This is a genomic window from Isoptericola sp. S6320L, from assembly GCF_023015685.1.
Taxonomy (GTDB): domain Bacteria; phylum Actinomycetota; class Actinomycetes; order Actinomycetales; family Cellulomonadaceae; genus Isoptericola; species Isoptericola halotolerans_A.
On sequence record NZ_JALKAT010000007.1, the window covers coordinates 81,106 to 104,958 of the forward strand.

The 23,853-nt window shown below is 73.0% G+C and carries 24 protein-coding genes; 11 read left to right on the forward strand and 13 right to left on the reverse strand.

Going from position 1 to position 23,853, the window contains the following annotated elements; genetic code table 11:
- Positions 1-92 precede the first annotated feature (92 nt).
- Together MWU57_RS06255 and serA are read left to right on the forward strand one after the other, a co-directional pair.
- A complete protein-coding gene (locus MWU57_RS06255; protein ID WP_246908073.1) occupies positions 93-2,354 on the forward strand; it encodes an AAA family ATPase in 2,262 nt (753 codons plus the stop codon).
- A 42-nt stretch (positions 2,355-2,396) separates the two neighbouring features.
- Positions 2,397-3,635 (forward strand): phosphoglycerate dehydrogenase, encoded by a 1,239-nt coding sequence (gene serA, locus MWU57_RS06260; RefSeq protein ID WP_246908076.1) that lies wholly within the window; start codon positions 2,397-2,399, stop codon positions 3,633-3,635.
- A 77-nt stretch (positions 3,636-3,712) separates the two neighbouring features.
- Here serA and MWU57_RS06265 read toward each other — a convergent pair whose 3' ends face one another.
- The 3 genes from MWU57_RS06265 to MWU57_RS06275 form a co-directional block, all read right to left on the reverse strand.
- A complete protein-coding gene (locus tag MWU57_RS06265) occupies positions 3,713-3,895 on the reverse strand; it encodes a DUF5302 domain-containing protein (RefSeq protein WP_106268009.1) in 183 nt (60 codons plus the stop codon).
- A gap of 48 nt (positions 3,896-3,943) precedes the next feature.
- Entirely contained in the window at positions 3,944-4,459 is a 516-nt protein-coding gene (nrdR, locus tag MWU57_RS06270; protein WP_246908078.1) for a transcriptional regulator NrdR, read from the reverse strand.
- A 90-nt stretch (positions 4,460-4,549) separates the two neighbouring features.
- Positions 4,550-4,927 (reverse strand): LysM peptidoglycan-binding domain-containing protein, encoded by a 378-nt coding sequence (locus MWU57_RS06275; protein ID WP_106268013.1) that lies wholly within the window; start codon positions 4,925-4,927, stop codon positions 4,550-4,552.
- Positions 4,928-5,159: 232 nt separating this feature from the next.
- Here MWU57_RS06275 and lexA point away from each other — a divergent pair, with 232 nt between their 5' ends.
- A complete protein-coding gene (gene lexA / locus MWU57_RS06280; RefSeq protein WP_246908080.1) occupies positions 5,160-5,930 on the forward strand; it encodes a transcriptional repressor LexA in 771 nt (256 codons plus the stop codon).
- Between the two features lie 53 nt (positions 5,931-5,983).
- Here lexA and MWU57_RS06285 read toward each other — a convergent pair whose 3' ends face one another.
- The 3 genes from MWU57_RS06285 to hflX all read right to left on the reverse strand — a co-directional run bounded on the left by MWU57_RS06285 (position 5,984) and on the right by hflX (position 10,663).
- Entirely contained in the window at positions 5,984-6,943 is a 960-nt protein-coding gene (locus MWU57_RS06285) for an L-lactate dehydrogenase (protein WP_246908082.1), read from the reverse strand.
- 32 nt (positions 6,944-6,975) lie between these two features.
- The gene (locus MWU57_RS06290; RefSeq protein ID WP_106268019.1) at positions 6,976-9,027 is read right to left on the reverse strand and encodes an ATP-dependent DNA helicase; all 2,052 of its coding nucleotides are present in this window, start codon (positions 9,025-9,027) and stop codon (positions 6,976-6,978) included.
- A gap of 91 nt (positions 9,028-9,118) precedes the next feature.
- Positions 9,119-10,663, reverse strand: coding sequence for a GTPase HflX (gene hflX / locus MWU57_RS06295; protein WP_374108529.1), 1,545 nt, complete (start codon positions 10,661-10,663; stop codon positions 9,119-9,121).
- 72 nt (positions 10,664-10,735) lie between these two features.
- Between hflX and MWU57_RS06300 the strand changes: the two genes are divergently transcribed.
- Positions 10,736-11,350: a class I SAM-dependent methyltransferase gene (locus MWU57_RS06300; protein ID WP_246908086.1), complete on the forward strand. Its 615-nt coding sequence runs from the start codon at positions 10,736-10,738 to the stop codon at positions 11,348-11,350.
- A gap of 7 nt (positions 11,351-11,357) precedes the next feature.
- Here MWU57_RS06300 and MWU57_RS06305 read toward each other — a convergent pair whose 3' ends face one another.
- The 3 genes from MWU57_RS06305 to miaA all read right to left on the reverse strand — a co-directional run bounded on the left by MWU57_RS06305 (position 11,358) and on the right by miaA (position 14,367).
- Positions 11,358-12,338, reverse strand: coding sequence for a hypothetical protein (locus MWU57_RS06305; protein WP_246908088.1), 981 nt, complete (start codon positions 12,336-12,338; stop codon positions 11,358-11,360).
- 107 nt (positions 12,339-12,445) lie between these two features.
- Entirely contained in the window at positions 12,446-13,378 is a 933-nt protein-coding gene (dapF, locus tag MWU57_RS06310) for a diaminopimelate epimerase (RefSeq protein WP_106268025.1), read from the reverse strand.
- Entirely contained in the window at positions 13,375-14,367 is a 993-nt protein-coding gene (gene miaA / locus MWU57_RS06315) for a tRNA (adenosine(37)-N6)-dimethylallyltransferase MiaA (RefSeq protein ID WP_246908091.1), read from the reverse strand. Before miaA ends, dapF begins: the two co-directional genes overlap by 4 nt.
- Before the next feature lie 83 nt (positions 14,368-14,450).
- Between miaA and MWU57_RS06320 the strand changes: the two genes are divergently transcribed.
- Positions 14,451-14,927, forward strand: coding sequence for a hypothetical protein (locus MWU57_RS06320; protein ID WP_106268029.1), 477 nt, complete (start codon positions 14,451-14,453; stop codon positions 14,925-14,927).
- On the opposite strand, the gene MWU57_RS06325 is transcribed toward MWU57_RS06320, so the two are convergent.
- Positions 14,840-15,556 (reverse strand): hypothetical protein, encoded by a 717-nt coding sequence (locus tag MWU57_RS06325; RefSeq protein WP_246908094.1) that lies wholly within the window; start codon positions 15,554-15,556, stop codon positions 14,840-14,842. The two genes, MWU57_RS06320 and MWU57_RS06325, sit on opposite strands and share 88 nt — an antisense overlap.
- 35 nt (positions 15,557-15,591) lie before the next feature.
- Here MWU57_RS06325 and MWU57_RS06330 point away from each other — a divergent pair, with 35 nt between their 5' ends.
- Positions 15,592-16,158: a YbjN domain-containing protein gene (locus MWU57_RS06330; RefSeq protein WP_246908096.1), complete on the forward strand. Its 567-nt coding sequence runs from the start codon at positions 15,592-15,594 to the stop codon at positions 16,156-16,158.
- Positions 16,155-16,670 (forward strand): YbjN domain-containing protein, encoded by a 516-nt coding sequence (locus tag MWU57_RS06335; RefSeq protein ID WP_374108530.1) that lies wholly within the window; start codon positions 16,155-16,157, stop codon positions 16,668-16,670. The genes MWU57_RS06330 and MWU57_RS06335 overlap by 4 nt, the downstream gene beginning before the upstream one ends.
- 23 nt (positions 16,671-16,693) lie before the next feature.
- Here the strand turns inward: MWU57_RS06335 and miaB are convergent, their stop codons facing one another.
- A complete protein-coding gene (miaB, locus tag MWU57_RS06340; protein WP_374108531.1) occupies positions 16,694-18,334 on the reverse strand; it encodes a tRNA (N6-isopentenyl adenosine(37)-C2)-methylthiotransferase MiaB in 1,641 nt (546 codons plus the stop codon).
- A gap of 100 nt (positions 18,335-18,434) precedes the next feature.
- Here miaB and MWU57_RS06345 point away from each other — a divergent pair, with 100 nt between their 5' ends.
- From MWU57_RS06345 to MWU57_RS06360, 4 genes are all read left to right on the forward strand, one after another.
- Entirely contained in the window at positions 18,435-19,214 is a 780-nt protein-coding gene (locus MWU57_RS06345; RefSeq protein ID WP_106268037.1) for an amino acid ABC transporter ATP-binding protein, read from the forward strand.
- Positions 19,215-19,250: 36 nt separating this feature from the next.
- Positions 19,251-20,096 carry a glutamate ABC transporter substrate-binding protein gene (locus MWU57_RS06350; protein ID WP_106268039.1) on the forward strand — a complete coding sequence of 282 codons (846 nt, stop codon included), beginning with the start codon at positions 19,251-19,253 and terminating at the stop codon, positions 20,094-20,096.
- A 116-nt stretch (positions 20,097-20,212) separates the two neighbouring features.
- Positions 20,213-20,890 carry an amino acid ABC transporter permease gene (locus tag MWU57_RS06355; protein WP_106268041.1) on the forward strand — a complete coding sequence of 226 codons (678 nt, stop codon included), beginning with the start codon at positions 20,213-20,215 and terminating at the stop codon, positions 20,888-20,890.
- Entirely contained in the window at positions 20,887-21,834 is a 948-nt protein-coding gene (locus MWU57_RS06360; RefSeq protein WP_246908099.1) for an amino acid ABC transporter permease, read from the forward strand. The genes MWU57_RS06355 and MWU57_RS06360 overlap by 4 nt, the downstream gene beginning before the upstream one ends.
- Positions 21,835-21,842: 8 nt before the next feature.
- On the opposite strand, the gene MWU57_RS06365 is transcribed toward MWU57_RS06360, so the two are convergent.
- Together MWU57_RS06365 and recA are read right to left on the reverse strand one after the other, a co-directional pair.
- Entirely contained in the window at positions 21,843-22,451 is a 609-nt protein-coding gene (locus MWU57_RS06365) for a regulatory protein RecX (RefSeq protein ID WP_106268045.1), read from the reverse strand.
- A gap of 13 nt (positions 22,452-22,464) precedes the next feature.
- Complete coding sequence (recA, locus tag MWU57_RS06370; RefSeq protein WP_246908146.1) at positions 22,465-23,619, reverse strand: recombinase RecA; 1,155 nt, start codon at positions 23,617-23,619, stop codon at positions 22,465-22,467.
- Positions 23,620-23,853: the final 234 nt, after the last annotated feature.

The window sequence follows — 23,853 nt, forward strand, 5'->3', positions numbered from 1 at the left end:
CGCGTCGCCGGTCCGCCGCCCCGCGCGGCGCACTCGACCCGCCGCGCGTGGAATGATGGTCGGCCGCGGATCGAGGAGCATCGGGAGGACGTGTGGCGGGCAGGCACGAAGAGCTGGCGCGCGAGCAGGCGGTCGTGACCCGGCTGTACGACCGCCTCGACACGCTGCGCGCCGTCGCGCGCGAGCGCCTGGCGGACGTCCGTCGGGTGGGCCCCTCCGGCTCGCCCCAGAACCGGAGCGAGCGCGACGCGTTCGCCACGCTGTACGCGGACCGTGCGGCGCAGCTCGATGCCGTCGAGGACCGGCTCGCCTTCGGCCGCCTGGACCTCGACGACGGCGAGGTGCGGTACGTGGGACGGATCGGCCTCGCCGACGAGGAGCACCGGACCCTGCTCACGGACTGGCGGGCCCCGGCGGCACAGGCGTTCTACCGCGCGACGGCGGTGCACCCTGACGGGATCCGCCGTCGTCGGCACGTGGTCACCGCAGGGCGGACGGTCACCGGCTACGAGGACGAGGTGCTCGACCTCGACGCCGTCTCGGACGGCCTGGACGTGTCCTCGCTGTCCGGGGAGGGCGCGCTGCTCGCGTCGCTCGCCACCCGACGGACGGGCCGGATGGCCGACATCGTCGCGACGATCCAGGGCGAGCAGGACCGCATCGTCCGCGACGACCTCGGCGGCGCCCTCGTCGTCCAGGGCGGCCCGGGGACGGGCAAGACGGCGGTCGCGCTGCACCGTGCCGCCTACCTGCTCTATGCGCACCGACGGGTGCTGGAGCGTTCGGGCGTGCTGCTCGTGGGGCCCAGCCGCGCGTTCCTGCGCTACATCGACCAGGTGCTGCCCTCGCTCGGCGAGACCGGCGTGGTCTCGACGACCGTGTCCGAGCTGCTGCCGGGGCTGCGGGCCGAGGGTGTGGACGAGGGCCCGGTCGCCGAGATCAAGGGGCGGCTCCTGTGGCGGACGGCGATCCGCCGCGCCGTCCGGGCCCGCGAGCGGATCCCCGAGCGCGACGTGCCGGTGCGCGTCGACGGCGTCGACCTCGAGGTCCGACGGCGGGACGTGCGGGACGCGATCGCCCGCGCCCGGCGGACCCACAAGCCGCACAACGAGGCGCGGGCCACGTTCGTGCGCGAGATGCTGGCGCGGCTCATCGACCAGTACCGCGCACGGACCGACTCCGAGCTGTCCGACCACGACGTCGCCGTGCTGAACGAGGACCTGCGGGCCGACCGGGACGTCCGGGTGGCCATCAACCTCGCCTGGTTCCCGCTGACTCCCGAGAAGCTCGTCGCCGACCTGTGGGCCAAGCCGCACCGGCTCGCGGAGGCCGCACCCGAGCTGACCGCGCGGGAGCGGCAGCTGCTGCGCCGCTCGCCCGACGCGCCCTGGACGGAGTCCGACGTCCCGCTCCTCGACGAGGCGGCCGAGCTGCTCGGCGTCGACGACTCCCTGGCCAGGGCCGAGTCGCGCGCCGCGGAGGCGCAGCGCGCCGCCGAGCTGGAGTACGCCCGCTCCGTGCTCGAGTCCACCGGGGCCGGCGGCGGGCTGGTCGACGCCGAGACCCTCGCGGCGCGGTTCGCCGAGTCCGGTCCCGTGCTGACCACGGCCGAGCGCGCCGCAGCCGACCGTTCGTGGACCTACGGCCACGTCGTGGTCGACGAGGCGCAGGAGCTGAGCCCCATGGCGTGGCACGCGATCGTCCGCCGTGTCCCGTCCCGGTCCCTGACGATCGTCGGCGACGTCGCCCAGACCTCGTCCGCAGCGGGTGCGACGTCGTGGCCCGCGGCGCTCGACGCCGTCCTGCGGGACGGCTGGCGGCTGAGCGAGCTCACCGTCAGCTACCGGACGCCGGCCGCCGTCGCCGACTCCGCCCAGCGCGTGGCGACGGCGGCCGGGCTGCCGGTCTCCCCCCTGACCGCCGCCCGCGACCTCCCCGACGCCCTGCACGTCGAGCGGGTCGACGACCCGGTCGTGGCCGCGGCCGCGCGCGCGGCCGACCTCGCGCGCGAGCACGTCTCCCGCGACGGGTCGGGGCGGGTGGCCGTCATCGCCGCGCAGCAGTCGGTCCCGGCGCTGGGCGAGCGGGTGGCCGCTGCGCTCACCGACGCGCTGGGGCCGGCCGAGGCCTCACGGCTCGCCGCCCAGCGCCCCGAGGACGCCCAGGTCGTGGTCACCTCGCCCCGCGAGGCCAAGGGGCTCGAGTACGACGCCGTCGTGCTGGTCGAGCCGGCCGACGTCGCCGCCGGACCGGGGCGATGGGGGGACCTGTACGTGGCCATGACCCGCCCGACCCAGCAGCTCGTCGTGGTGCACGCCCGCCGCCTGCCCGACGGCCTGGTGGACGAAGGATGAGACGGGTTTGTGGGGCGGGGCGCGGTGGCGCACCATAGGTCCGTGCTGCGCGCCCTCCTCCTCGAGAACGTCCATCCTGCTGCCGTCGAGATCCTCCGCGATGCGGGGATCGAGGTCGAGACGCGCTCCGGCGCCCTCGACGAGGCCGAGCTGATCGAGACGCTCGCCGACTTCCAGATCCTCGGGATCCGCTCCAAGACCCAGGTCACCCGTCACGTCCTGGAGTCCGTCCCCGGCCTGCTGGCGGTCGGGACCTTCTCCATCGGGACGAACCAGATCGACCTCGACGCGGCGTCGTCGCACGGCGTCGCCGTGTTCAACGCCCCGTTCTCCAACACCCGCTCCGTCGTGGAGCTGGCGGTCGCGGAGATCATCGCCCTCACCCGTCGCCTCGCGGTGCGGGACAAGGCGCTGCACGACGGCGTCTGGGACAAGACGGCCGAAGGATCCCACGAGGTCCGCGGGCGCACCCTGGGCATCATCGGGTACGGCAACATCGGCTCCCAGCTGTCGGTGCTCGCCGAGAACCTGGGCATGAACGTGGTGTTCTACGACACGGCCGAGAAGCTCGCGCTCGGCAACGCGCGTCGCGTCGAGACGCTGGGCGAGCTGCTCGAGGTCGCCGACGCCGTGACGATCCACGTGGACGGGCGCGCCGGCAACGCCGGGATGTTCACCGGCGACATGTTCGCGCGGATGAAGCCGGGGTCGATCTTCCTCAACCTCTCCCGTGGCTTCGTCGTCGACGTCGAGTCCCTGCGCGAGCACATCCTGTCCGGACACCTCTCCGGCGCGGCCGTCGACGTCTTCCCGACCGAGCCGAAGAAGCGCGGCGACCACTTCGAGTCCCCGTTGCGCGGGCTGGACAACGTCATCCTCACGCCGCACGTCGGCGGATCGACGCTCGAGGCGCAAGAGTCGATCGGCCACTTCGTCGCGAAGAAGCTGCGCGACTACTTCCTGACGGCGTCGACGACCCTCTCGGTCAACCTGCCGAACCTGCAGCTCGAGCACACCGGCGTGGGGCGCATCGCCCTGCTGCACCGCAACGTGCCGGGGGTGCTCGCGGCCGTCAACCAGGTCTTCGCCGACCACGGTGCCAACATCGAGGCCCAGATGCTCGCCACCCGAGGCGACCTCGGGTACGTCGTCACGGACATCTCCGACGTCACCCAGCGCGGCGCCTCGAAGAAGCTCATGGCGATGGACACCACGGTGCGGCTGCGCATCCGCGACGCCTTCGAACGTCCGGAGTTCCCGCCCGGCCCGGCCGCCGGCTGACCGGCCGCCGCACCCGAGCACGACGGAGGGCCTGCACCAGCGCATGGTGCAGGCCCTCCGTCGTGCGGAGCGGCAGCTCAGCCGGACTTGCGCCGGAACATCGGCTGCACGGGACCCGAGGTCTCCGACCCGTGCACGGACCCGGTGTTGCGCTCGGAGTCCGACGTGCGGTGGCGGGCCGCGTTCTTCTTGTCGAGCGCCTCCTTGAACCGGGCCTTGGCCTCGTCACCGGGAGCGGTGGTCCTCTTGTCGTCTGTCATAGGGCTCAGCATGCGCCACCGGGCCTGCGAGCGCGAGGGGATTTCGGATCAGGTGTGCCCTGGGCTCGTCGACTCCGACGATTCACCCGGTGTCGCCCCGGAGCCGGCCTCGCGCTCGGCGCGTTCCGCACGCAGCGAGGTGATCGCGGCGTCGAAGTCGTCCAGCGAGTCGAACGACTGGTAGACCGACGCGAAACGCAGGTAGGCCACCTCGTCGAGCTCCCGCAGCGGCCCGAGGATCGCCAGCCCGATCTCGTAGGCGTCGATCTCCGCGCTGCCCGACCCACGCAACGTCTCCTCCACCCGCTGCGCCAGCAGGGCCAGGTCGTCGGCACTGACCGGCCGGCCCTGGCACGCCTTGCGCACCCCGGAGACGACCTTGTCCCGGCTGAACGGTTCCGTGGCGCCGGAGCGCTTGACGACGGACAGGCTGGCGGTCTCGATCGTGGTGAAGCGCCGCTGGCAGTTCGGGCACTGACGACGACGGCGGATCGACGATCCGTCGTCGGCGGTACGCGAGTCCACCACGCGCGAGTCGGCGTGTCGGCAGAACGGGCAGTGCATCCGGGGTCTCCTGCGGTCGAGGCCGGGCCCGTGCCCGGCTGCCCGACGAAAGTATGCGCCAGCCAGCCCTCGGTGCAACACCGGGTGCGGCTACTCGAGCGGCAGCACCAGCACCTGGCCCGCCCTGAGCTCGGCGCTGCCCAGGCCGTTCAGCTCCCGCAGGGCGGCGACGACGTCGCGCAGGTCCTCCCCCGGCTCCGCCACCGTCCGTGCGTACTGCCACAAGGTCTCCCCCGGAGCCACGGTCTCCAGCCGGACCTCCTGGGCCCGGTCGGGCGGGTTCGCGACGGCGAGGGCACCCCAGGCGACCGCCGGCACCGCCAGGAGCAGGGCCACGAGTCCGACGAGCACGCGGCGACCCCTCGCCGTGAGCCGTAGGCCGCCGAGCCCCAGCACGCCGGCCTCACCACGGCCGAACGGACCGGTGGGACCCGGGTCGGCCTGCGGAACCACTGCGATCGATGCCATTGCGTCGTCCTCTCCCTCGGACCTGTCCCGGACCGGTGTCAGCCGTCTGCGAGACGCTGCGCTCGAACGCCCGTCCGTAGAACGCCTGTTCGTCGAACACCTGTACCCATTGGTACCACGGCACACCGACACGCGTCGAGAGATCTCGAACAAACGTTTGATGTCCGGGGCGATCTGACCTACGCTGACGGGAGCGATGACAGGTTTGTCTGGTTCTTGACGGGAGAGACGCATGACGACGACACGCGAGACCGAAGGCGCCGGGTCCGGTTCGCACGACGGCACGCTCGCGTCCGTCTCCGAGATCTCCGCGGGCCCCGACCGGCTGACGCCGCGCCAGCGTCGGGTCCTGGACACGATCCGCGACTCGGTGGAGAGCCGGGGCTACCCGCCCACGATGCGGGAGATCGGTGAGGCGGTGGGCCTGGCCAGCCCCTCGTCGGTCAAGCACCAGCTCACCACGCTCGAGCGGAAGGGGTACCTGCGCCGCGACCCGAACCGGCCGCGGGCCATGGAGGTCGTCGACCCGGCCGCGGGTGGCGCCGCCGCGACCGTGGCCTCACCCGCCGAGGCGCCGGTCGCGCCGTTGCGTCCGCCGATGCCGGACGGCGCGGAGGACGCGACCCCGACCCCCTCCTACGTCCCGCTGGTCGGCCGCATCGCCGCCGGTGGCCCGATCCTGGCCGAGCAGGTCGTCGAGGACGTCTTCCCGCTCCCCCGCCAGCTGGTGGGCGACGGCGAGCTCTTCCTGCTCAAGGTGGCCGGGGACTCGATGATCGATGCCGCCATCTGTGACGGCGACTGGGTCGTGGTGCGCCGGCAGAACGTCGCGGAGCAGGGCGAGGTCGTCGCCGCGATGCTGGACGGAGAGGCCACGGTCAAGACGTTCAAGCAGTCCGGCGGGCACACCTGGTTGATGCCGCAGAACCCGGCCTACGACCCGATCTCCGGTGACGAGGCACAGGTCCTCGGCCGTGTCGTGGCGGTCCTGCGCAGCCTGTAGTCGGGGCGGCCTCGAGAGGACGCCGGGCTGCTGCGGCCGCGTCGCCGCGGCGGCTACAGGCCGAAGCGCTGCTGCACGGAACGCACGCTCGCCGCCGACGACCGCAGACCGGCCACCTCCTGCTCGGACAGCGGCGTGTCGACGACCGTCGTCGCACCGCGGGAATCCACCAGCGTCGGCAGGGAGAGGCACACGTCGCGGATGCCGTGGAAGTCCTCGATCCGGGTGGAGACGGGCATCACGCGGTGCTCGTCGTTCAGCACCGCCTCCACGATCCTGGTCGCGGCGAGGCCGACGGCGTAGTTCGTGGCACCCTTGCCCGCGATCACGCGATACGCCGACTCGACCACGTCGCGCGCGATCGACCTGCGGGCGTCGTCGTCGAGCGGCGGGCGGCCGGGCAGCGCCTCCCAGTCGAGGAGCGGGACGCCGGCGATGCGCGCCGAGCTCCACAGCGCGATCTCCGAGTCGCCGTGCTCGCCGGCGATGTAGGCGTGCACGTTCGCCGTCGCCACCCCGCAGTGCTGCGCGAGAGCAGCGCGCAGTCGTGACGAGTCGAGCACCGTGCCCGAGCCGAAGACACGCTCGGGCGGCAGGCCGGAGATCTGCTGCGCCGCGTACGTCACCACGTCGACCGGGTTGGTCACCATGAGGAACACGGCGTCCGGCGCGGCCTCGACCAGCCCCGGAAGGATCTCGCGGGTCAGCGAGATGGTGGCCTCGGCAAGGTCCAGGCGCGACTGCCCCGGACGCTGCTTGGCCCCGGCGGTGACCACCACGACGTCCGCGCCGCGGCAGACCTCGACGTCGTCCGAGCCGAGCACCTCGGCCTGGGGGACGAACATCCCACCGTGCTGCAGGTCGAGCACCTCGGCCTCGACCTTGGCCCGGTTGACGTCCAGGAGGGCGACCGTCCGGGCGGAGCCACGGGCGAGCGCGGTGAAGGCGAGGGTGGCACCGACCGCTCCGGCACCGACGACGGCGAGCTTGGTCGTGCTGCGGGGTGCTGTCACCCGGCCAGCGTAGGCGGCACTCCGGCGGTGCGCTATGCGAGCCGCCGGAGCGCCGAACGGACCAGGTCCGCGTCGGTCGTGCGCCAGAAGTCCGGCATCGACCGGGTCAGGAAGGTGCCGTACCGCGCGGTGACGAGACGAGGGTCGAGCACCGCCACGACACCCCTGTCGGAGGTCGACCGGATGAGCCGCCCCGCGCCCTGGGCGAGCAGGAGCGCGGCGTGCGTCGCGGCGACCTGCATGAATCCGTTGCCGCCCGCCTGCTCCACCGCACGGGCGCGAGCAGCCTTCACCGGGTCGTCCGGCCGGGGAAAGGGCACCCGGTCGATGATGACGAGCCGGCAGGCGTCACCCGGGACGTCCACGCCCTGCCACAGCGACAGGGTGCCGAAGAGGCACGTCGCCGGGTCCTGCGCGAACTGCTGCACCAGCGTCGGCAGCTGGTCGTCCCCCTGGCAGAGCACCGGGACGTCCAGCCGCTCACGCATCGCCTCGGCGGCCGCGGTGGCCGCCCGCCGGGACGAGAACAACCCGAGCGTCCGCCCGCCGGCCGCCTCGATCAGCCCCGCGATCTCGTCGAGCTGGGCCTCGGTCGTCGGCTCACGGCCGGGGGCCGGCAGATGCTTGGCGACGTAGCAGATGCCCTGCTTGCGGTAGTCGAACGGGCTGCCCACGTCCAGACCCCGCCACACCGTGTCGTCCTCGCCCGTCGACGCGGCGAGCCCGAGGGACCGGGCCACCGGGTCGAACGTCCCGCCGAGCGCGAGCGTCGCCGAGGTGAGGACGCCGGTCCGGTCGCCGAGGAGCTGGCTGCTGATCAGGCCGGCGACGGCGAGCGGTGCGGCGTGCAACCGGCCCACGCCGTCCCCCCACGGGACGTCGGCCGGCGGTCGCGAGCACCACAGGACGTCGTCGCTCGTGTCCTGCGCCGCCATGCGCTCGGCGACCTCGAAGAGCTGCTGGAGGGCCGACTGCGCCATCTTGAGGCCGGCGTCCGGCTCGGCGCCCTTGTCCGGCTTGAGGTCGCTCAGCAGCGACCGTGCGGCGTCGCGCACCGCCCCGACCGTCGACTGCAGCTCGGCGGGCAGACCCTGCGGATAGCGCTCGGCCGGGACCCGTGCGAGCACCTCCGCCAGCGACCGGGCGGCGGCGTCGAGGTCGTCCGTCAGCGTCCCGCCGTGCTGACGCACGAGGCGGGCGGCGTGCTCCACGGTCCCGCCGGACAGGTCCACCGTCGCGGCCGCCGTGATCCGGTCGACCAGCTCGTGGGCCTCGTCGACCACGAGCACGTCGTGCTCCGGCAGCACGTTGGTGTTGCCCGACGCGGCGATGCCGAGCATCGCGTGGTTGGTCACCACGACGTCGGCCTCGCGGGCGGTGTTGCGCGCCCGCTCGCCGAAGCACTCGTCGATCAGCGGGCACCGCTGCCCCAGGCACTCCAGGGACGTCACCGACACCTGGCGCCATGCCCGGTCGGGCACGCCGGGCACCAGGTCGTCCCGGTCCCCGGTGTCGGTCTCCTGGGCCCACGCGTGCAGACGGCGGACGTGGTCGGCGAGGCGTGCGCCGTCGTCGGAGCGGCCGTGCGACGCCGCGGCGGGGTGCTGCTCGGCGGACGACCCCTCGCCGGGGCCAGGGTCGGCCGGGAGGTCGAACAGCGTCGCACCGTCGACCGGGTACCCGCCGGTGACCTTGTGTCGGCAGAGGTAGTTGTGCCAGCCCTTGAGCAGCGCCACGCGGGGCGGCCGCGGCAGGCGCGGCGCGACGGCATCGGCCACCAGGGGCAGGTCACGCGTGATCACCTGCCGCTGCAGCGCGAGCGTGGCCGTGGACACGACCACCCGCTCGCCGGCCGTGACCGCGTGCCGCACCGCGGGCACCAGGTAGCCGAGGGACTTGCCGGTGCCGGTACCGGCCTGGACGAGGAGGTGCCGACCCGACTCCACGGCACCCGTCACCGCTGCGGCCATCCGGTCCTGACCCTCGCGTCGCGACCCGCCCAGGGCCGCCACGGCGAGGTCGAGCAGCTCGGTGACCTCGGGCGGGTTCTCGGGAGCGTCGGCAGACGCGGCGGACGAGTTCACCGGACGATCCTACGGGCGCACGGCACGCCGCTCCCGCCGGGTCCACAGCCCCGCGGGGCGGGGACGTGGGCCCGGGGCGGTGCGGCGTGGTTCAGAGCGCCACGTCCTCCAGCTCCGCGGCGAGCGCCGCGTCGACGCGGCCCCTCAGTCGCGTGCCGTCCGGGAGGTGTTCCTCACCGACGAGCTCGCCGTTCTCGTGGACCCGGTGGACCAGGTCGCCGCGCGAGTACGGCACGACGATGTCGATCTCGACGGCAGGCCGTGGCAGCGCGTCGGCGATGAGCGCGCGCAGCTCGGCGATGCCCTCGCCCGAGTGCGCCGAGACGACCGCCGTGCGACGTTCCCGGCGCTGCACGCGTCCGACGACCGTGGGATCGGCCACGTCGGCCTTGTTCAGCACCACGACCTCCGGCACGTCGTCCATGCCGGGGATCTCGGCGAGCACCTCGCGGACGGCGTCGATCTGCCCCTCGGGGTCCGGGTGGGAGGCGTCGACGACGTGCAGCAGCAGCGCCGCGTCCCCCACCTCCTCGAGGGTGGACCGGAAGGCCTCGACGAGCTGGTGCGGCAGGTGCCGCACGAACCCGACGGTGTCGGCGTAGGTGAAGACGCTGCCGTCCTCCGTCCGCGATCGGCGCACCGTCGGGTCGAGGGTGGCGAACAGCGCGTTCTCGACGAGCACGCCCGCACCGGTGAGCGCGTTGAGCAGCGACGACTTGCCGGCGTTCGTGTAGCCGGCGATCGCCACGTTGGGGATGGCGTGCCGCTTGCGGTCGTGCCGCTTGGTCTCCCGTGCCGGTGCCATCGCCGCGATCTCGCGACGCAGCTTGGCCATGCGGTTGCGGATGCGGCGGCGGTCGAGCTCGATCTTGGTCTCACCGGGGCCGCGCGAGCCCATGCCGGCGCCGGCTCCACCCACCTGGCCACCGGCCTGGCGGGACATCGACTCGCCCCAGCCGCGCAGGCGCGGCAGGAGGTACTCCAGCTGGGCGAGCTCCACCTGCGCCTTGCCCTCCCGTGACTTGGCGTGCTGGGCGAAGATGTCGAGGATCAGGGCGGTCCGGTCGACCACCTTGACCTTGACGATGTCCTCCAGGCCACGTCGCTGGGAGGGGGCCAGCTCGGTGTCGACCACCACGGTGTCCGCACCGGACGCCGCGACGATCTCGGCCAGCTCGGCCGCCTTGCCGGAGCCGAGGAAGGTGCCGGGGTCGGGCTTGGCGCGCTTCTGCAGCAAGCCGTCGAGCACCTGCGACCCGGCCGTCTCCGCCAGCGCCGCGAGCTCGCGCAGCGAGACGTCGGCCTCGCGCGCCGCGGCCTCCCCGCCGGGGAAGATCCCGACCAGCACCACCTTCTCGAGCCTCAGCTGGCGGTACTCGACCTCGGTGACGTCGTCGAGCTCGGTCGAGAGCCCGGCCACGCGACGCAGCGCGGCCCGCTCGACCAGGTCGAGTTGCTCGCCGTCGTGGGCGGAGTGGACCGTCGTGCCCTCGGCCCGTGCGGTCCCGGCCCGCGCCAGCACCCGCGCGACGACGTCGTTCGCGATCGACTGCGCGTCACGGGACGCGCTCGGCTCGGTGGCTGCGGGTGTCTGCTCGGGATCGGTCGGGATGTGGGTCAAGGTGGTCCTCTCCATGGGGTACGTCGGGTACAACAAGGATCCCACGCGGATTCGTCCCGTCCGAAGGGAATTACGCACGGCTCTACCATGGCCACCGTGAGCGACCACTACTTCACGGCCGAGCCGGCCTCCGACGCCGAACGACGGCTCGTCGCCGTCGATCTCGCGGGCGTCTCCACCCAGGTCGAGGTCGCGGCGGGCATCTTCTCCCCCGGCGGCCTCGACAAGGGCACCCGGGTGCTGCTCGACGAGGTGCCCGCACCGCCCGCCGGCGATCTCCTGGACCTCGGCTGCGGCTGGGGCCCGATCGCCCTGACCATGGCGCGGCGGGCGCCGGGCGCGACGGTCTGGGCCGTCGACGTCAACCTCCGCGCGCTCGACCTGGTGCGCCGCAACGCGGACCGGCTCGGTATCGCCCGGCAGGTGCACGCCGTCACCCCGGACGAGGTGCCCGACGACGTCACGTTCGCCGCGCTCTGGTCGAACCCGCCGATCCGGGTCGGCAAGCAGGCGCTGCACGACATGCTGCGGCGGTGGCTGCCGCGGTTGGCGCCCGGCGGTGCCCCGGGGGGCGGGTGGATGGTCGTCCAGAAGAACCTCGGCTCGGACTCCATGGCCCGCTGGATCCAGGCCGACCTCGGCCTGCCGACGCAGCGCGCGACGTCGTCCAAGGGGTTCCGCGTCCTGCACGTGACGCGCTGAGGCCGACTCAGCCCGCGAAGGCCGGGTATCCCGCCGGCTCCGCCTCGCTGCCCCACGTGCGGGACGCCCAGCGAGCGGCGGATGCGCACGCGACGGCCAGCTCCGGCATGGCGGTGCGCAAGTTCACGGCGGCCCACCGCCAGCGTGAGGTCATCAGCTGCCGGTACGAGGGCGAGCGTCCAGCAGGGCCGACGTGCTCGCGCCCGGCCAGCGTGCTGTCCATGAGCCACCCGGTCATCGCCAGGACGTACGCCCCGCTCGCCCGGTCGACGTCCCGCTGCCAGGCCGGGCCGAGGTCGAGATCGGGCGCGATCTCGCCGAGCCCGCCGGTGAACTCATCCAGGAGCATCTCGGTCAGGCCCGCCGGCGGGTCGAACACGCACCAGCAGGTGGCGAAGGGCAGCACGGTGTAGGCGGCCACGAACGCGGGGGGCTGGACCACCGTGCCCTCCAGGTCGAGGAACCACCAGCCGTCCGCACGCAGCACCGCGTTGTCGGGACAGGTGTCGGACGGAGCGAGGACGACCGGGCCACCGCCCGTGAACGCCGACGCGGCCATCCGCGCCTCGGCGTGCAGGCGGTCGGCGCGGGCCGTCCCACCGAGCAGCTCGCTGAGTCGCGCCGCTCCCCGGGTCACGTCGTCCACGACGTCCCAGGGCTCCTCTCCCAGCATCTCGCGGGCCGCGTCGAGCCGACCCCGGCCACTGCCCGCCAGCCGCCCCAGCTCGCGGGCCCAGCCGGCTGCACCGGACCAGGCGGCCTCCCGATCGGTACCGAGCAGAAGGTCGGCCAACGTCGGCGGGTCGCCCAGGTCAGACATCACGAGCAGCCGCCGGTCGTCGTCGGCGGCGATCAGCTCGGGCGTGCGCCCGAGCAGGCTCAGCCCCGCCCTCTCGCGCCCGTAGCCACCGTCGTCCGCACCGTGAAATTGTTTGACGACGACCGTGCCGCCGGCCGGACCGGGACCGTCGACACGGCACCGCAGCACGATGGAACGCCTTGAGCCACCGAGGTCTTTCGGGTCGAGCAGCTCGGCGCCGAGCACGGCCGAGGCCGCGCGCGCTACCTCGGTGAGGCCCGGCGCCGCCGCCGGCACTACAGCTCGACGTCGCCGCTGAAGACGAGCTCGGCCGGCCCGGCCAGCTCGACGTGCCCCCCGTCGAGCAGCCGTACGCGCAGCTCGCCGCCCGGTACCTCGACGAACCAGGTCGTCGGCACCAGGTCCGGTTCCGCGGCACCGGCCGCCGCCCAGGCCCGGACCGCGAGCGCCGCGGCGCAGGCTCCGGTCCCGCACGACTGCGTCTCCCCCACGCCGCGCTCGTGCACGCGCATGCGTACCCGGCCGACGGTCGCGCCGTCGGGCGTCGTCTCCTCGCCCAGCGGCACGACGAGCTCGACGTTGGTCCCGTGCGGCGGCGGCGGGTCGACGGCAGGGGTGCGGGTGAGGTCCAGGGCGTCGAGCTCGGCAGGCCGGGACAGCGCGACGACGGTGTGCGGGTTGCCGAGGTCGACGCTGAGCGCGGGGCGCGGGGCGTCCCAGCCGGCCGTCATGACCGCCGCGTCGGCTCCGGCCGCCACGGCCTCCGGACCGCCGGGGAAGGACCACGGGCCCATGTCGACCGCGTACCAGCCGTTGGGCTCCTTGCGGACGCGCTTGACGCCGCCCCGCGTGCCGAGGGCGAGCTCACCGCCGTCCGAGAGGTCGACGAGCCCGAGGTTCTCGGCGAACGCGGCGAAGACCCGCACGCCGTTGCCGCACATCTCGGCCACCGTGCCGTCGGAGTTGCGGTAGTCCATGAACCAGATCGCCTCCGGCTCCTCGGCCAGGACGGCGTCGGCCGCGGGTTCGCCCGCGCGGGCGACGGCGGCCGTCGGGGCGAGGCGGACGACCCCGTCGCCGCCGATGCCCCCGCGGCGGTCGGCCAGGTGCTGCACCTGCTGGGGCGTCAGATCCAGGTCTCCCCGGGTGTCGGCGACCAGGACGAAGTCGTTGTGCGTCCCGTGGCCCTTGGTGAAGCGCAAGGTCATGAGCCCAGACTACGGCGTACGGGCCCCTCGCCCGGTGCGGGCAGCTCGCCGGCGTCGGCGGCGCGCACGACGGCGAGCGCGTCGTCGCGCAGGCTCGGTGAGCCGGCGTCGAGCCACTGCACGCGCGGGTCGCGACCGAACCAGCCCATCTGCTTGCGGGCGAGGCGGCGGGTGTTGGCCACGACGGCGGCACGCGCCTCGTCCTCGGTCCACTCCCCGGCGAACCAGCGCAGCACCTCGGCGTAACCGACAGCGCGGGCGGCCGTGGCCCCGAGGCCCGGGCCCGTGCCGCCCTGGGCTGGTGCGGCGAGGCGCCGCACCTCCTCGACGAGCCCGGCGTCCCACATGCGGTCCACGCGGCCGGCCACCCGGGCGTCCAGCGTCTCGCGGTCGCAGTCGAGGCCGATCTGCACGGCCGGCCGGACGTACTCCTGGCGGGGCAGGTTGGCGGTGTACGGCCGGCCGGTGATCTCGATGACCTCCAGCGCGCGGACGACGCGCCGGGTGTTCGCGGGACCGATGGACCCGGCGGCCGCCGGGTCGAGGCGCGCGAGCTCGGCGTGCAGCGCACGCCCGCCCTCCGTCTCGGCACGCTGCTCCAGCCGTGCCCGCACCTCGGCGTCCGTGCCGGGGAAGTCCAGGTGGTCCAGCAGCGCTCGCACGTAGAGTCCCGACCCGCCCACGACGACAGCGCGTGCGCGACGCGCGTCGATCGCGTCGAGGTCGGCCCGGGCCGCCTCCTGGTAACACGCCACCGAGGCGTCCTCGTCGGGCCCGAGGACGTCGATCTGGTGGTGGACGATCCCCCGCCGCTCGGCGACGGGCACCTTCGCCGTGCCGATGTCCATCCCGCGGTAGAGCTGGAAGGCGTCGGCGTTCACGATCTCGGCGGGCGCGCCGGCACCGGTCGCCTCCGACAGCACCTGCGCGAGGTCCAGGGCGAGGTCCGACTTGCCGGTGGCGGTGGGTCCTACGACGGCGACGATCACGGCCCCACGGTATCGGCCCCCGGTGTCCGGCCTCCGGTGTCCGGCCCCCGCCGGGCCAGGACCGCGCCGGGTAGGCTCCGCGGGTGCTGCTGCTGACCACCTTCGCCGTGAGCCTGCTGTCGGGCCTGGTCCCCGTGGTCAGCGTCGAGGTGTACCTCGGCGGGGTGGCCGCTGCCACCGACGCCGCGGGCTCCCCCCTGCTCCTGGCCGGCCTCGCGCTGGCGGCGGGCGTCGGCCAGACGGTGGCGAAGGTGGCCTGGTACCTCGCGGCCGCGCGGTCGATGGAGTCCCCGCGGCTGCAGCGCAAGCTGGCTCAGGACAAGTGGCGCCGCGGTTTCGAGCGATGGCGCGACCGCGTCACCGGCCGTCCGGTCCTCACTGCGGCGGTCTTGCTCGCCTCCGCGTGCCTGGGCTTCCCGCCGCTGATGATCATCGCCGTCGTCGCCGGGTCGCTGCGCGTGCCCCTGGCCGTCTACGTCCCGACCGTCCTCGTGGGGCGCACGGTGCGCTTCTGGCTGCTGCTGGCGGGAGTCGGCTGGTTCGCCGCGGCCGCGGTCTGATCCGTCGGGGCCGGTCGCCCGCTCCAGGTCACCACGTCGTAGCGGTCGGGCAGGTGGGGTGCGGTCACGACGACGGACCGCGTCGCCGACGTCCAGCCGCCGCGTGCGGCGAGCAGCTCCAGGACCGCGGTCACGCCCGGGGTGCAGGTCGACGCCCTGGCGGTGCCTGGGTCGCCCCCCGCCACCAGCAGCGCGTCGCAGTCACCGAGCTCGTCCGCCGTGGCGGCCAGCAGCGCGTCGTCACCGTCCTCGGCCAGCTCGACGACGAGCGCGTCGGCCGCGGCATCGGGTCCCACGGCGTCGGCGAGCACGAACTGTGCCACCGATGCCGGCACCGCGGCCGGCGTCGTCCGCGGTCCCACCGCGTCGTGCGCCGGCCATCCGTCGAGGCCGCCGAGCCAGCGGTCGCTGATCCCGGCGCCCGCGAGCGACGGCCGGCGTCGCCCGACGGCGGTGCGGGCGGCCGGCGCGAGCACGCCCCATCGCACCGGGGGCGCGCCGGTCGGCCCGGTCACCTGCGAGAGCTCGTCGAGCACCGCACGGCGCAACGGCTCGAGCGGGCGGGCGACACCGCCCGCCCCTGGCACGAGGAGGACGGTGGCAGGCAGGACCACGGCGTGGACGGGCACCGTCTCACGGTACCGGGCCGTGTAGCGTGGGTCGTGTGAGGTTCTTCGGAGCACGTCGGGCCACCAGGTCGTCCGCACCATCGGTCTCCGAGGGCGGTGAACCGGACCGGCTCCGCGCCGACGTCCAGAACGTCCTGCTCGCCGGCCCTGTCGGCGACGCCGTCGGAGCGGTCCCCGCCCCGGTGTCGAACGAACGGATCAGCGCCTGGCTGGACCAGTCGGGTTTCACCTACTTCGTCGACACCGACGGCGACCTCGGCGGTCTGTGGCACGGCAGGCTCTTCTACTTCCTGCCGCTGGGCCCCGACGGTGAGGTGCTCCAGGTCCGCGGTCAGTGGCACCGCGAGGCCACCATCGAACGTCTCAGCGACGTGCTCGAGGTCTGCAACGAGTGGAACGCGGAGCGCATCTGGCCCAAGACGTACGCACGGGTGCGCGACGACGGCGCGATCGTCGTCTGCGCGGAGGTCACCGTGAGCGTCGAGCACGGCGCGAACGACGACCAGCTGGCCCAGCACCTGCAGTGCGGGCTGTCCACGTCGGCCATGTTCTTCGAGCACCTCGATGCCGTCTTCGCCGACCCGCTGGGGAGCGCCCCGTGAGCGGCGGCCCGCTGCGGCGTGCCACGGACGCCGTGCTGCAGGCCGCCCGACTCCGCGGCCGGGGCGGTCAGGGCGGGGTCCGGCCCCCGCTCCCGACGCCGGTCTCGCTGGCCCGGGTCGGCAACGACCTGGCTCGACGCGGCTACCGGTTCCGCACCGACGACGACGGCGACATCACCGGCACGTGGGACGGCAACCGGTTCTGGTTCCTCCTGCTCGGCGAGGAGTCGGAGATCCTCCAGGTGCGCGGCCGCTGGGCCGGCACGGTGCCGGAGTCCGCGCGCCCTGCCGTCCTGCAGGCGTGCAACGACTGGAACCGCGAGCGCATCTGGCCCAAGGTCTACACCCGCCCGGAGGGCGGCGGCCTCGCGCTCTACACCGAGGTGTCGGTCGACCTGGAGCACGGCGCGACGGACAGCCAGCTCGCCGAGACGGTGTCCTGCGGCCTCGTCACGGCCGCACAGTTCTTCGCGAGCGTCGGCCCGCTGACGGACCCGTCCGCGCCGTCCTGACCGCGCCGTCCTGACCGCGCCGGTCAGGCGCGCAGCGTCGGCATGCCGAGCACCACGGGTCCGTCCGGCACGGGTGCGCCGTGCGAGTGCTGGTCCTCGCCCCCGCCGAGGCGGGCCCGCTCCCGCTGCACCCACGCGTCACCCGACCGCGTGCGGCGCACAGCGTAGGTCCCGCCGTCGACGGCGGAGTCCGCGATGAGGTGGTGCGGCGCCGCGCGGGTGACCTCGACCGTGACCACGTCGCCCGGACGGGGCAGCCGCGCGTCGAGCTCCGCCGGGTCGGCGAGGCGAGGGTCGGCGAGGCCGGCCGGCTGGTCGGCCAGGACGTCGCCGTCGGGCAGAGCACCCGACGGCAGGGCGAGGTGCACCAGCCGGTTGTCGCGCGCCCGGCCGCTCACCCGGTGCGTGGTGCCGTCCTTCTTGCCGGACCCCTCGGCGACCAGCACCTCGAGCGTGCGGCCCACCTGCCGTGCCGACTCCTCGCCGCTGATGCGCTCCTGCAGGGCCAGGAGCCGCTCGAAGCGCTCCTGGACCACCTCCTTGGGGAGCTGGTCGTCCATCGTCGCCGCCGGAGTACCCGGACGGGGCGAGTACTGGAACATGTAGGCCGAGCTGAAGCGCGACGCCTCCACGACGCGGAGCGTCTCGGCGAAGTCCTCCTCCGTCTCGCCCGGGAATCCGACGATGATGTCCGTGGTGATGGCGGCGTCGGGCATCGCTGCCCGTACCCGCTCGAGGATGCCGAGGAACTTCTCGGACCGGTAGCTGCGACGCATCGCCCGCAGCACCGTGTCCGAGCCGGACTGCAGCGGCATGTGCAGCTGCGGCATGACGTTCGGCGTCTCGGCCATCGCGTGGATCACGTCGTCCGTGAACGCCGCCGGGTGCGGCGAGGTGAACCGCACGCGCTCGAGCCCGTCGATCTCGCCGCAGGCGCGCAGCAGCTTGGCGAACGCACCGCGGTCGCCGAACTCGACGCCGTAGCTGTTGACGTTCTGACCGAGCAGGGTCACCTCGACGGCACCCGCACCGACCAGGGCCTCGACCTCGGCGAGGACGTCGCCCGGGCGGCGGTCCCGCTCCTTGCCCCGCAGGTGCGGCACGATGCAGAAGGTGCACGTGTTGTTGCAGCCCACGGAGATCGAGACCCAGCCCGCGTACACGGACTCGCGCCGGGTCGGCAGCGTCGAGGGGAAGACCTGCAGTGACTCGGCGATCTCGACCTGGGCGGACTCGTTGTGCCGGGCGCGCTCCAGCAGCACCGGCAGCGCGTCGAGGTTGTGCGTGCCGAACACGACGTCCACCCAGGGCGCCTTGGTCACGATCTCGCCACGGTCCTTCTGCGCGAGGCAGCCCCCGACGGCGATCTGCATGCCGGGCCGCGCGGCCTTGAGGCTCGCGAGCTGACCGAGGTTGCCGTAGAGCCGGGTGGCGGCGTTCTCGCGCACCGCGCACGTGTTGATGACGACGACGTCGGCGTTGCTCGCCGCGTCGTCGGCGGCCGTCGCCCGGGAGTACCCGGCCTGCTCGAGCATGCCAGCCATGTGCTCCGAGTCGTGCACGTTCATCTGGCACCCGAGCGTGCGGACCACGTAGGTCCGGGCGTCGGGTGCCGGGACCACGGGCGAGCGGGTGTCGTGCGGTGTAGGCATGGTGGTGGACATCGCCACCCAGGATACGGCGCCGGGACGTCGTTACCGATTCGTTGCCGACGCAGGACCCTCGATGCTGGTGATCGAAACATCGACTGGTTAGGTTCAAGGGATGGATAGCAGCGGATCGGCTCGTGCCGCGGGTGAGCACCTCGGTGCTCCGCTCGTCGAGCTCGAGCGAGTCAACAAGCACTTCGGTGACCTGCACGTGCTGCAGGACATCGACCTGACCGTGCGCAAGGGCGAGGTGCTCGTCGTCATCGGTCCGTCCGGCTCCGGCAAGTCCACCCTCTGCCGAGCGATCAACCGGCTGGAGACGATCGACGACGGCGACATCCGCATCGACGGCGAGCCGCTGCCCGCCGAGGGGCGCGACCTCGCCCGGCTCCGCGCCGACGTCGGCATGGTCTTCCAGGCGTTCAACCTGTTCGCGCACAAGACGGTGCTCGAGAACGTCACCCTCGGGCCGCGCAAGGTGCGCCGGGTCCCCAAGGCCAAGGCCGACGAGGAAGGCCTGGCCCTCCTCGACCGCGTCGGGGTGAAGAACCAGGCGGACAAGCTGCCGGCCCAGCTGTCCGGGGGCCAGCAGCAGCGCGTGGCCATCGCCAGGTCGCTCGCGATGCACCCCAAGGTCATGCTCTTCGACGAGCCGACGTCGGCCCTCGACCCCGAGATGATCAACGAGGTGCTCGACGCGATGGTGCAGCTCGCGCACGAGGGGATGACGATGATCGTCGTCACCCACGAGATGGGGTTCGCCCGCAAGGCCGCCGACCGCGTCGTCTTCATGGCCGACGGGCAGATCGTCGAGTCGGCCACGCCGGAGGAGTTCTTCACCAACCCCCGCAGCGACCGCGCCAAGGACTTCCTGTCCAAGATCCTCACCCACTGACTCCCCCACCCCTGCACAACCGACGAAGGGAACACCATGCGCACACGCACCACCGGGGCGATCGCGCTCGCGGCCACCGCCGCGCTGACGCTCGCCGCCTGCTCCGACGACTCCGGCTCGGGCGGTGGCGAGACCGAGGGCGGCGACGACTCGGTCACCATCGGCATCAAGTTCGACCAGCCGGGCCTCGGCTTCATGGAGGGCGACACGCCCTCCGGCTTCGACGTCGAGGTCGCCAAGTACGTGGCCAACGAGCTGGGCTACTCCGAGGACCAGATCGAGTGGACGGAGGCACCCTCCGCCCAGCGCGAGACGCTGCTGTCCACCGGCCAGGTCGACATGATCTTCGCGACCTACTCGATCACCGACGAGCGGCGCGAGCAGGTCTCCTTCGCCGGCCCGTACTTCGTCGCCGGCCAGGACCTCCTGGTCGCCGCCGACAACACGGACATCACCGGGCCGGACACCCTCGACGGCAAGAACCTGTGCTCCGTCACCGGTTCCACGTCCGCCCAGCGCATCAAGGACGAGTACTCCGAGGGCGTCAACCTGCTCGAGCAGCCGGGGTACGCCGAGTGCGTGACCGCGCTCATCGCGGGCCAGGTGGACGCGGTCACCACGGACGACATCATCCTCGCGGGCCTGGGCGCACAGCCGTCCAACGCCGGCCAGGTGAAGGTCGTCGGCAACACCTTCTCCGAGGAGCTGTACGGCGTCGGCATCCCGCAGGAGTCCGACCAGTGCGAGGCCATCAACGAGGCCATCACCAAGATGGTCGACGACGGTTCCTGGCAGGAGGCGCTCGACGCGGCGACGGAGGGCACCGGCTACGTGCCGAACGACGAGCTCAACCCGCCGGAGTACGAGCCCTGCGACATGTGACGCAGGTCTGACCCTGTCCGGGCCCGTCGCGCACCGCGCGGCGGGCCCGGTCCACCCGGCGCGCGACGTCCGCACCCGCCGCCGACCGAACCACTCACCGAAGGAGCGACTGCCGCGTGCAGGAGTACCTCGACATCGTCCGCCAGTACGACGTGCTCGGCGCGTTCTGGGTGAACATCCAGCTCGCGTTCTGGGCCGCGATGCTGTCCCTCGCCCTCGGCTCGGTGCTGGCGCTGTTCCGCATCTCGCCGATCGGCAGCCTGCAGTGGGCCGGCAGCGCCTACGTGACGGTGTTCCGCAACATGCCACTGACGATCATCATGGTCTTCATGGTGCTCGGCGCCTGGGGCCAGCTCGAGCTGTCGCTCTCGACGGACTTCAACACGAACTTCTTCTGGCTCGCCGTGATCGGGTTGTCCGTCTACCACGCGGCCTTCGTGTGCGAGGCGATCCGCTCCGGGGTGAACACCGTGCCGATCGGTCAGGCCGAGGCCGCGCGGTCCATCGGGCTGTCGTTCCTGCCCGCGGCGCGACTCGTCATCCTGCCGCAGGCCTTCCGGGGTGCCATCGCGCCGCTCGGCAACGTCCTCATCGCGCTGATCAAGAACACGACGGTGGCTGCGGCAGCCTCGGTCGCGACCGAGACCTCGTCCGTGATGAAGACGATGATCGAGTTCCGGTCCGACTACATCTATGCGATCTTCTTCACCTTCGCGATCGGGTACGTGATCCTCGTGACGCCGATCGGGCTGTTGACCACGTCCCTGTCGAGGAGTCTGGCGGTGTCCCGATGAGCGCCCAGTCCGTCCTGTTCGACGCGCCGGGCCCGCGCGCTCGGCGCCGCATCCTGCTCGGCAACGTCGTCGGCGCCGTCGTCGTGGCCGGCGTGGCCGCCCTCGTCCTGCTGCGGTTGGCCGACAGGGGCCAGCTCGACCCGACGCTGTGGCTGCACGCCGTCGATGCCGACGCCTGGCGCTACTACTACTGGCCCGGGTTCCTCAACACCGTGCGAGCCGCCGCGCTGGCGATCGTCGGCGCGATGATCTTCGGCCTGCTGTTCGGCGTCGGCCGCTTGTCGTCGCTGCTGCTGGTCCGCACGGTGTGCGGCACCGTCGTCGAGTTCTTCCGCGCCGTGCCCGTGCTGCTCATGATGGTGTTCTTCTGGCTGCTGCTGGCCAACGGCGGCGTCGAGAACTCCTCGTTCTGGGGTGTCGTCATCGCGCTCGTGCTCTACAACGGCGCCGTGGTGGCCGAGCTGGTGCGCTCCGGCGTCCACGGCCTGCCGGGCGGCCAGCGAGAGGCCGCGCTGTCCGTCGGTCTCACGCGGGGGCAGTCCCTGCGCTCGGTGGAGGTGCCGCAGGCGCTGGTCGCCATGCTGCCGGCGCTCGTGTCCCAGCTGGTCGTGGTCCTCAAGGACTCCGCGCTCGGCGCGATCATCTCCTACCGGGAGCTGCTCCAGAACGCCCGCCAGCTCGGCGCGGGCGAGGGCAACATCCTCCAGGCTCTGGCCGTCGCGGCGGTGCTGTTCATCCTCATCAACTACGGCCTGTCGAAGCTGGCCGAGCGACTCAGCCGCACCATGCGACGGACCTCCGGCAAGACGGGGACGATGGCTGCCGGGCTGGACGCCGGAGTCGGCACGGGTGCCACGGCCGTCGCCGCAGGGCCGGCCACCGGCGTGGAGGAGGGGCCGGGAGCCGGCACCGGCGACCGGGACCACCCGACGCGCTGGTCCTAGGCGACGACTCAGTCGTCCAGGACCACGTCGTCGAGCTCGTCGACGGCGCCCTCGTCGCCCTCGGCGGCGAGGGCGTCCTTCACCGCTGCGAAAGCCACCGAGGGGTTGTGCCCCTTTCGGCTGAGCGAACCGACGGCCCGCCGCACCCGCTTGTCGCGGTCGAGGCCGCGCGTCCGCGCCACGTGCTTGCGAGCGAGCTCGGCCGCCGCGATCCGTTCGTCGTCCGCGTCGATCTGCTCGAGCGCCTCCGCGGCCGTCTCCGTGTCGACTCCACGGCGTCGCAGCTCTGCCGAGATCGCCCGTCGCGCCTGGCCCTTCTCGGAGTGACGGGTCCGGACGATCATCTCGGCGTACTCGGCGTCGTCGACGAGCCGGACCTCCTCGAACCGGTCGAGCACCGGTTCGACGACGTGCTCGGGGAAGCCCTTGCGTGCGAGGGAGCGCGCGAGCTCCGCACGGCTCTTGGGAGCCGCCGTGAGCGCCCGCAGCACGGACTCGCGGGCCAGCTCTCCGGCCGCCTCGACGGAGAGCTCCCCCGCCTCGAGGCGCTCCGCCACGTTCGGGCGGCCGCGACGCTTCCCCTCGCCGCGACCGCCCTGCTGCTGCCCCCAGGCCATCAGCTCGCGCCTGTCAGAACGGCGCCTTCTTGGCCTTGGCGGCCGGCGACCGGGTCGCTGCCTTCGCCTTGGCCGATGTCTTGGCATCGTCCGGGCTCGCCGCCGAGGCCGTCGACGCCGCGGCGTCCGTCACCGGCTCGGTGCCGTCACCCTCGGCGGGGGCATCGATCGTGGCTCCCACACCGAGCTTCTCCTTGATGCGCTTCTCGAGCTCGTTGGCCAGGTCGGGGTTGTCCCGCAGGAAGGCACGCGCGTTCTCCTTGCCCTGCCCGAGCTGGTCCCCGTCGTAGGTGAACCACGACCCGGACTTGCGCACGAACCCGTGCTCCACGCCCATGTCGATCAAGCCACCCTCACGGGAGATGCCGACGCCGTAGAGGATGTCGAACTCTGCCTGCTTGAACGGCGGGGCCATCTTGTTCTTGACGACCTTGACCCGCGTCCGGTTACCCACCGCGTCGGTCCCCTCCTTGAGGGTCTCGATCCGGCGGATGTCCATACGCACCGAGGCGTAGAACTTCAGCGCCTTGCCACCCGTGGTCGTCTCGGGCGAGCCGAAGAACACGCCGATCTTCTCGCGGAGCTGGTTGATGAAGATCGCCGTGGTGCCCGACGAGCTCAGGGCACCGGAGATCTTGCGCAGCGCCTGCGACATCAGCCGTGCCTGCAGGCCCACGTGGCTGTCGCCCATCTCGCCCTCGATCTCCGCCTTGGGCACGAGGGCCGCGACGGAGTCGATGACGATGATGTCGATCGCGCCCGACCGGATGAGCATGTCCGTGATCTCCAGGGCCTGCTCACCGGTGTCCGGCTGCGAGACGAGCAGCGCGTCGGTGTCCACACCGAGCTTCTTGGCGTAGTCCGGGTCCAGGGCGTGCTCGGCGTCCACGAACGCCGCGATGCCGCCGTTCCGCTGGGCGTTGGCCACCGCGTGCAGCGCGATGGTCGTCTTGCCGGAGGACTCCGGGCCGTAGATCTCGACGACGCGACCGCGGGGCAGCCCCCCGATCCCGAGCGCGACGTCGAGCGCGATCGACCCCGTCGGGATGACCTCGACCGGGGCGCGCCCCTCTTGGCCCAGGCGCATGACGGAGCCCTTGCCGAAGCTGCGGTCGATCTGGGCGAGCGCGGCCTCGAGGGCCTTCTCGCGGTCTTCCGATGCTGGCATGTTGGTCACCTTCGGGTTCTGGGCGCGGCCGCGCGCCTTCGGCTTGCTGTTCATGTTGCGACGACCGTACTCGGGGCCACCGACAACGACCCGCGCCGACCACCAGGCTGTGGACGGCCGGCGCGGAGGTCCGGCTGTGGTCACACTCTACCCGAACGCCTGTTCGACCCGCCGACCGTCGACCCGGCGTGTCGCCCGTCGCGGTCGCCCCGGTGCCCGGTGCCCCGGCCCCGC

What these genes read in the sequence shown, in the direction of transcription:
- MWU57_RS06265 (WP_106268009.1), bottom strand. Translation starts at nt 3,895, where the DNA reads ATGACAGACGACAAGAGGACCACCGCTCCCGGTGACGAGGCCAAGGCC.
- nrdR (WP_246908078.1), bottom strand. Translation starts at nt 4,459, where the DNA reads ATGCACTGCCCGTTCTGCCGACACGCCGACTCGCGCGTGGTGGACTCG.
- MWU57_RS06275 (WP_106268013.1), bottom strand. Translation starts at nt 4,927, where the DNA reads ATGGCATCGATCGCAGTGGTTCCGCAGGCCGACCCGGGTCCCACCGGT.
- lexA (WP_246908080.1), top strand. Translation starts at nt 5,160, where the DNA reads ATGACGACGACACGCGAGACCGAAGGCGCCGGGTCCGGTTCGCACGAC.
- hflX (WP_374108529.1), bottom strand. Translation starts at nt 10,663, where the DNA reads ATGGAGAGGACCACCTTGACCCACATCCCGACCGATCCCGAGCAGACA.
- MWU57_RS06300 (WP_246908086.1), top strand. Translation starts at nt 10,736, where the DNA reads ATGGCCACCGTGAGCGACCACTACTTCACGGCCGAGCCGGCCTCCGAC.
- dapF (WP_106268025.1), bottom strand. Translation starts at nt 13,378, where the DNA reads ATGACCTTGCGCTTCACCAAGGGCCACGGGACGCACAACGACTTCGTC.
- miaB (WP_374108531.1), bottom strand. Translation starts at nt 18,334, where the DNA reads ATGTCCACCACCATGCCTACACCGCACGACACCCGCTCGCCCGTGGTC.
- MWU57_RS06345 (WP_106268037.1), top strand. Translation starts at nt 18,435, where the DNA reads ATGGATAGCAGCGGATCGGCTCGTGCCGCGGGTGAGCACCTCGGTGCT.
- MWU57_RS06350 (WP_106268039.1), top strand. Translation starts at nt 19,251, where the DNA reads ATGCGCACACGCACCACCGGGGCGATCGCGCTCGCGGCCACCGCCGCG.
- MWU57_RS06360 (WP_246908099.1), top strand. Translation starts at nt 20,887, where the DNA reads ATGAGCGCCCAGTCCGTCCTGTTCGACGCGCCGGGCCCGCGCGCTCGG.
- MWU57_RS06365 (WP_106268045.1), bottom strand. Translation starts at nt 22,451, where the DNA reads ATGGCCTGGGGGCAGCAGCAGGGCGGTCGCGGCGAGGGGAAGCGTCGC.
- recA (WP_246908146.1), bottom strand. Translation starts at nt 23,619, where the DNA reads ATGCCAGCATCGGAAGACCGCGAGAAGGCCCTCGAGGCCGCGCTCGCC.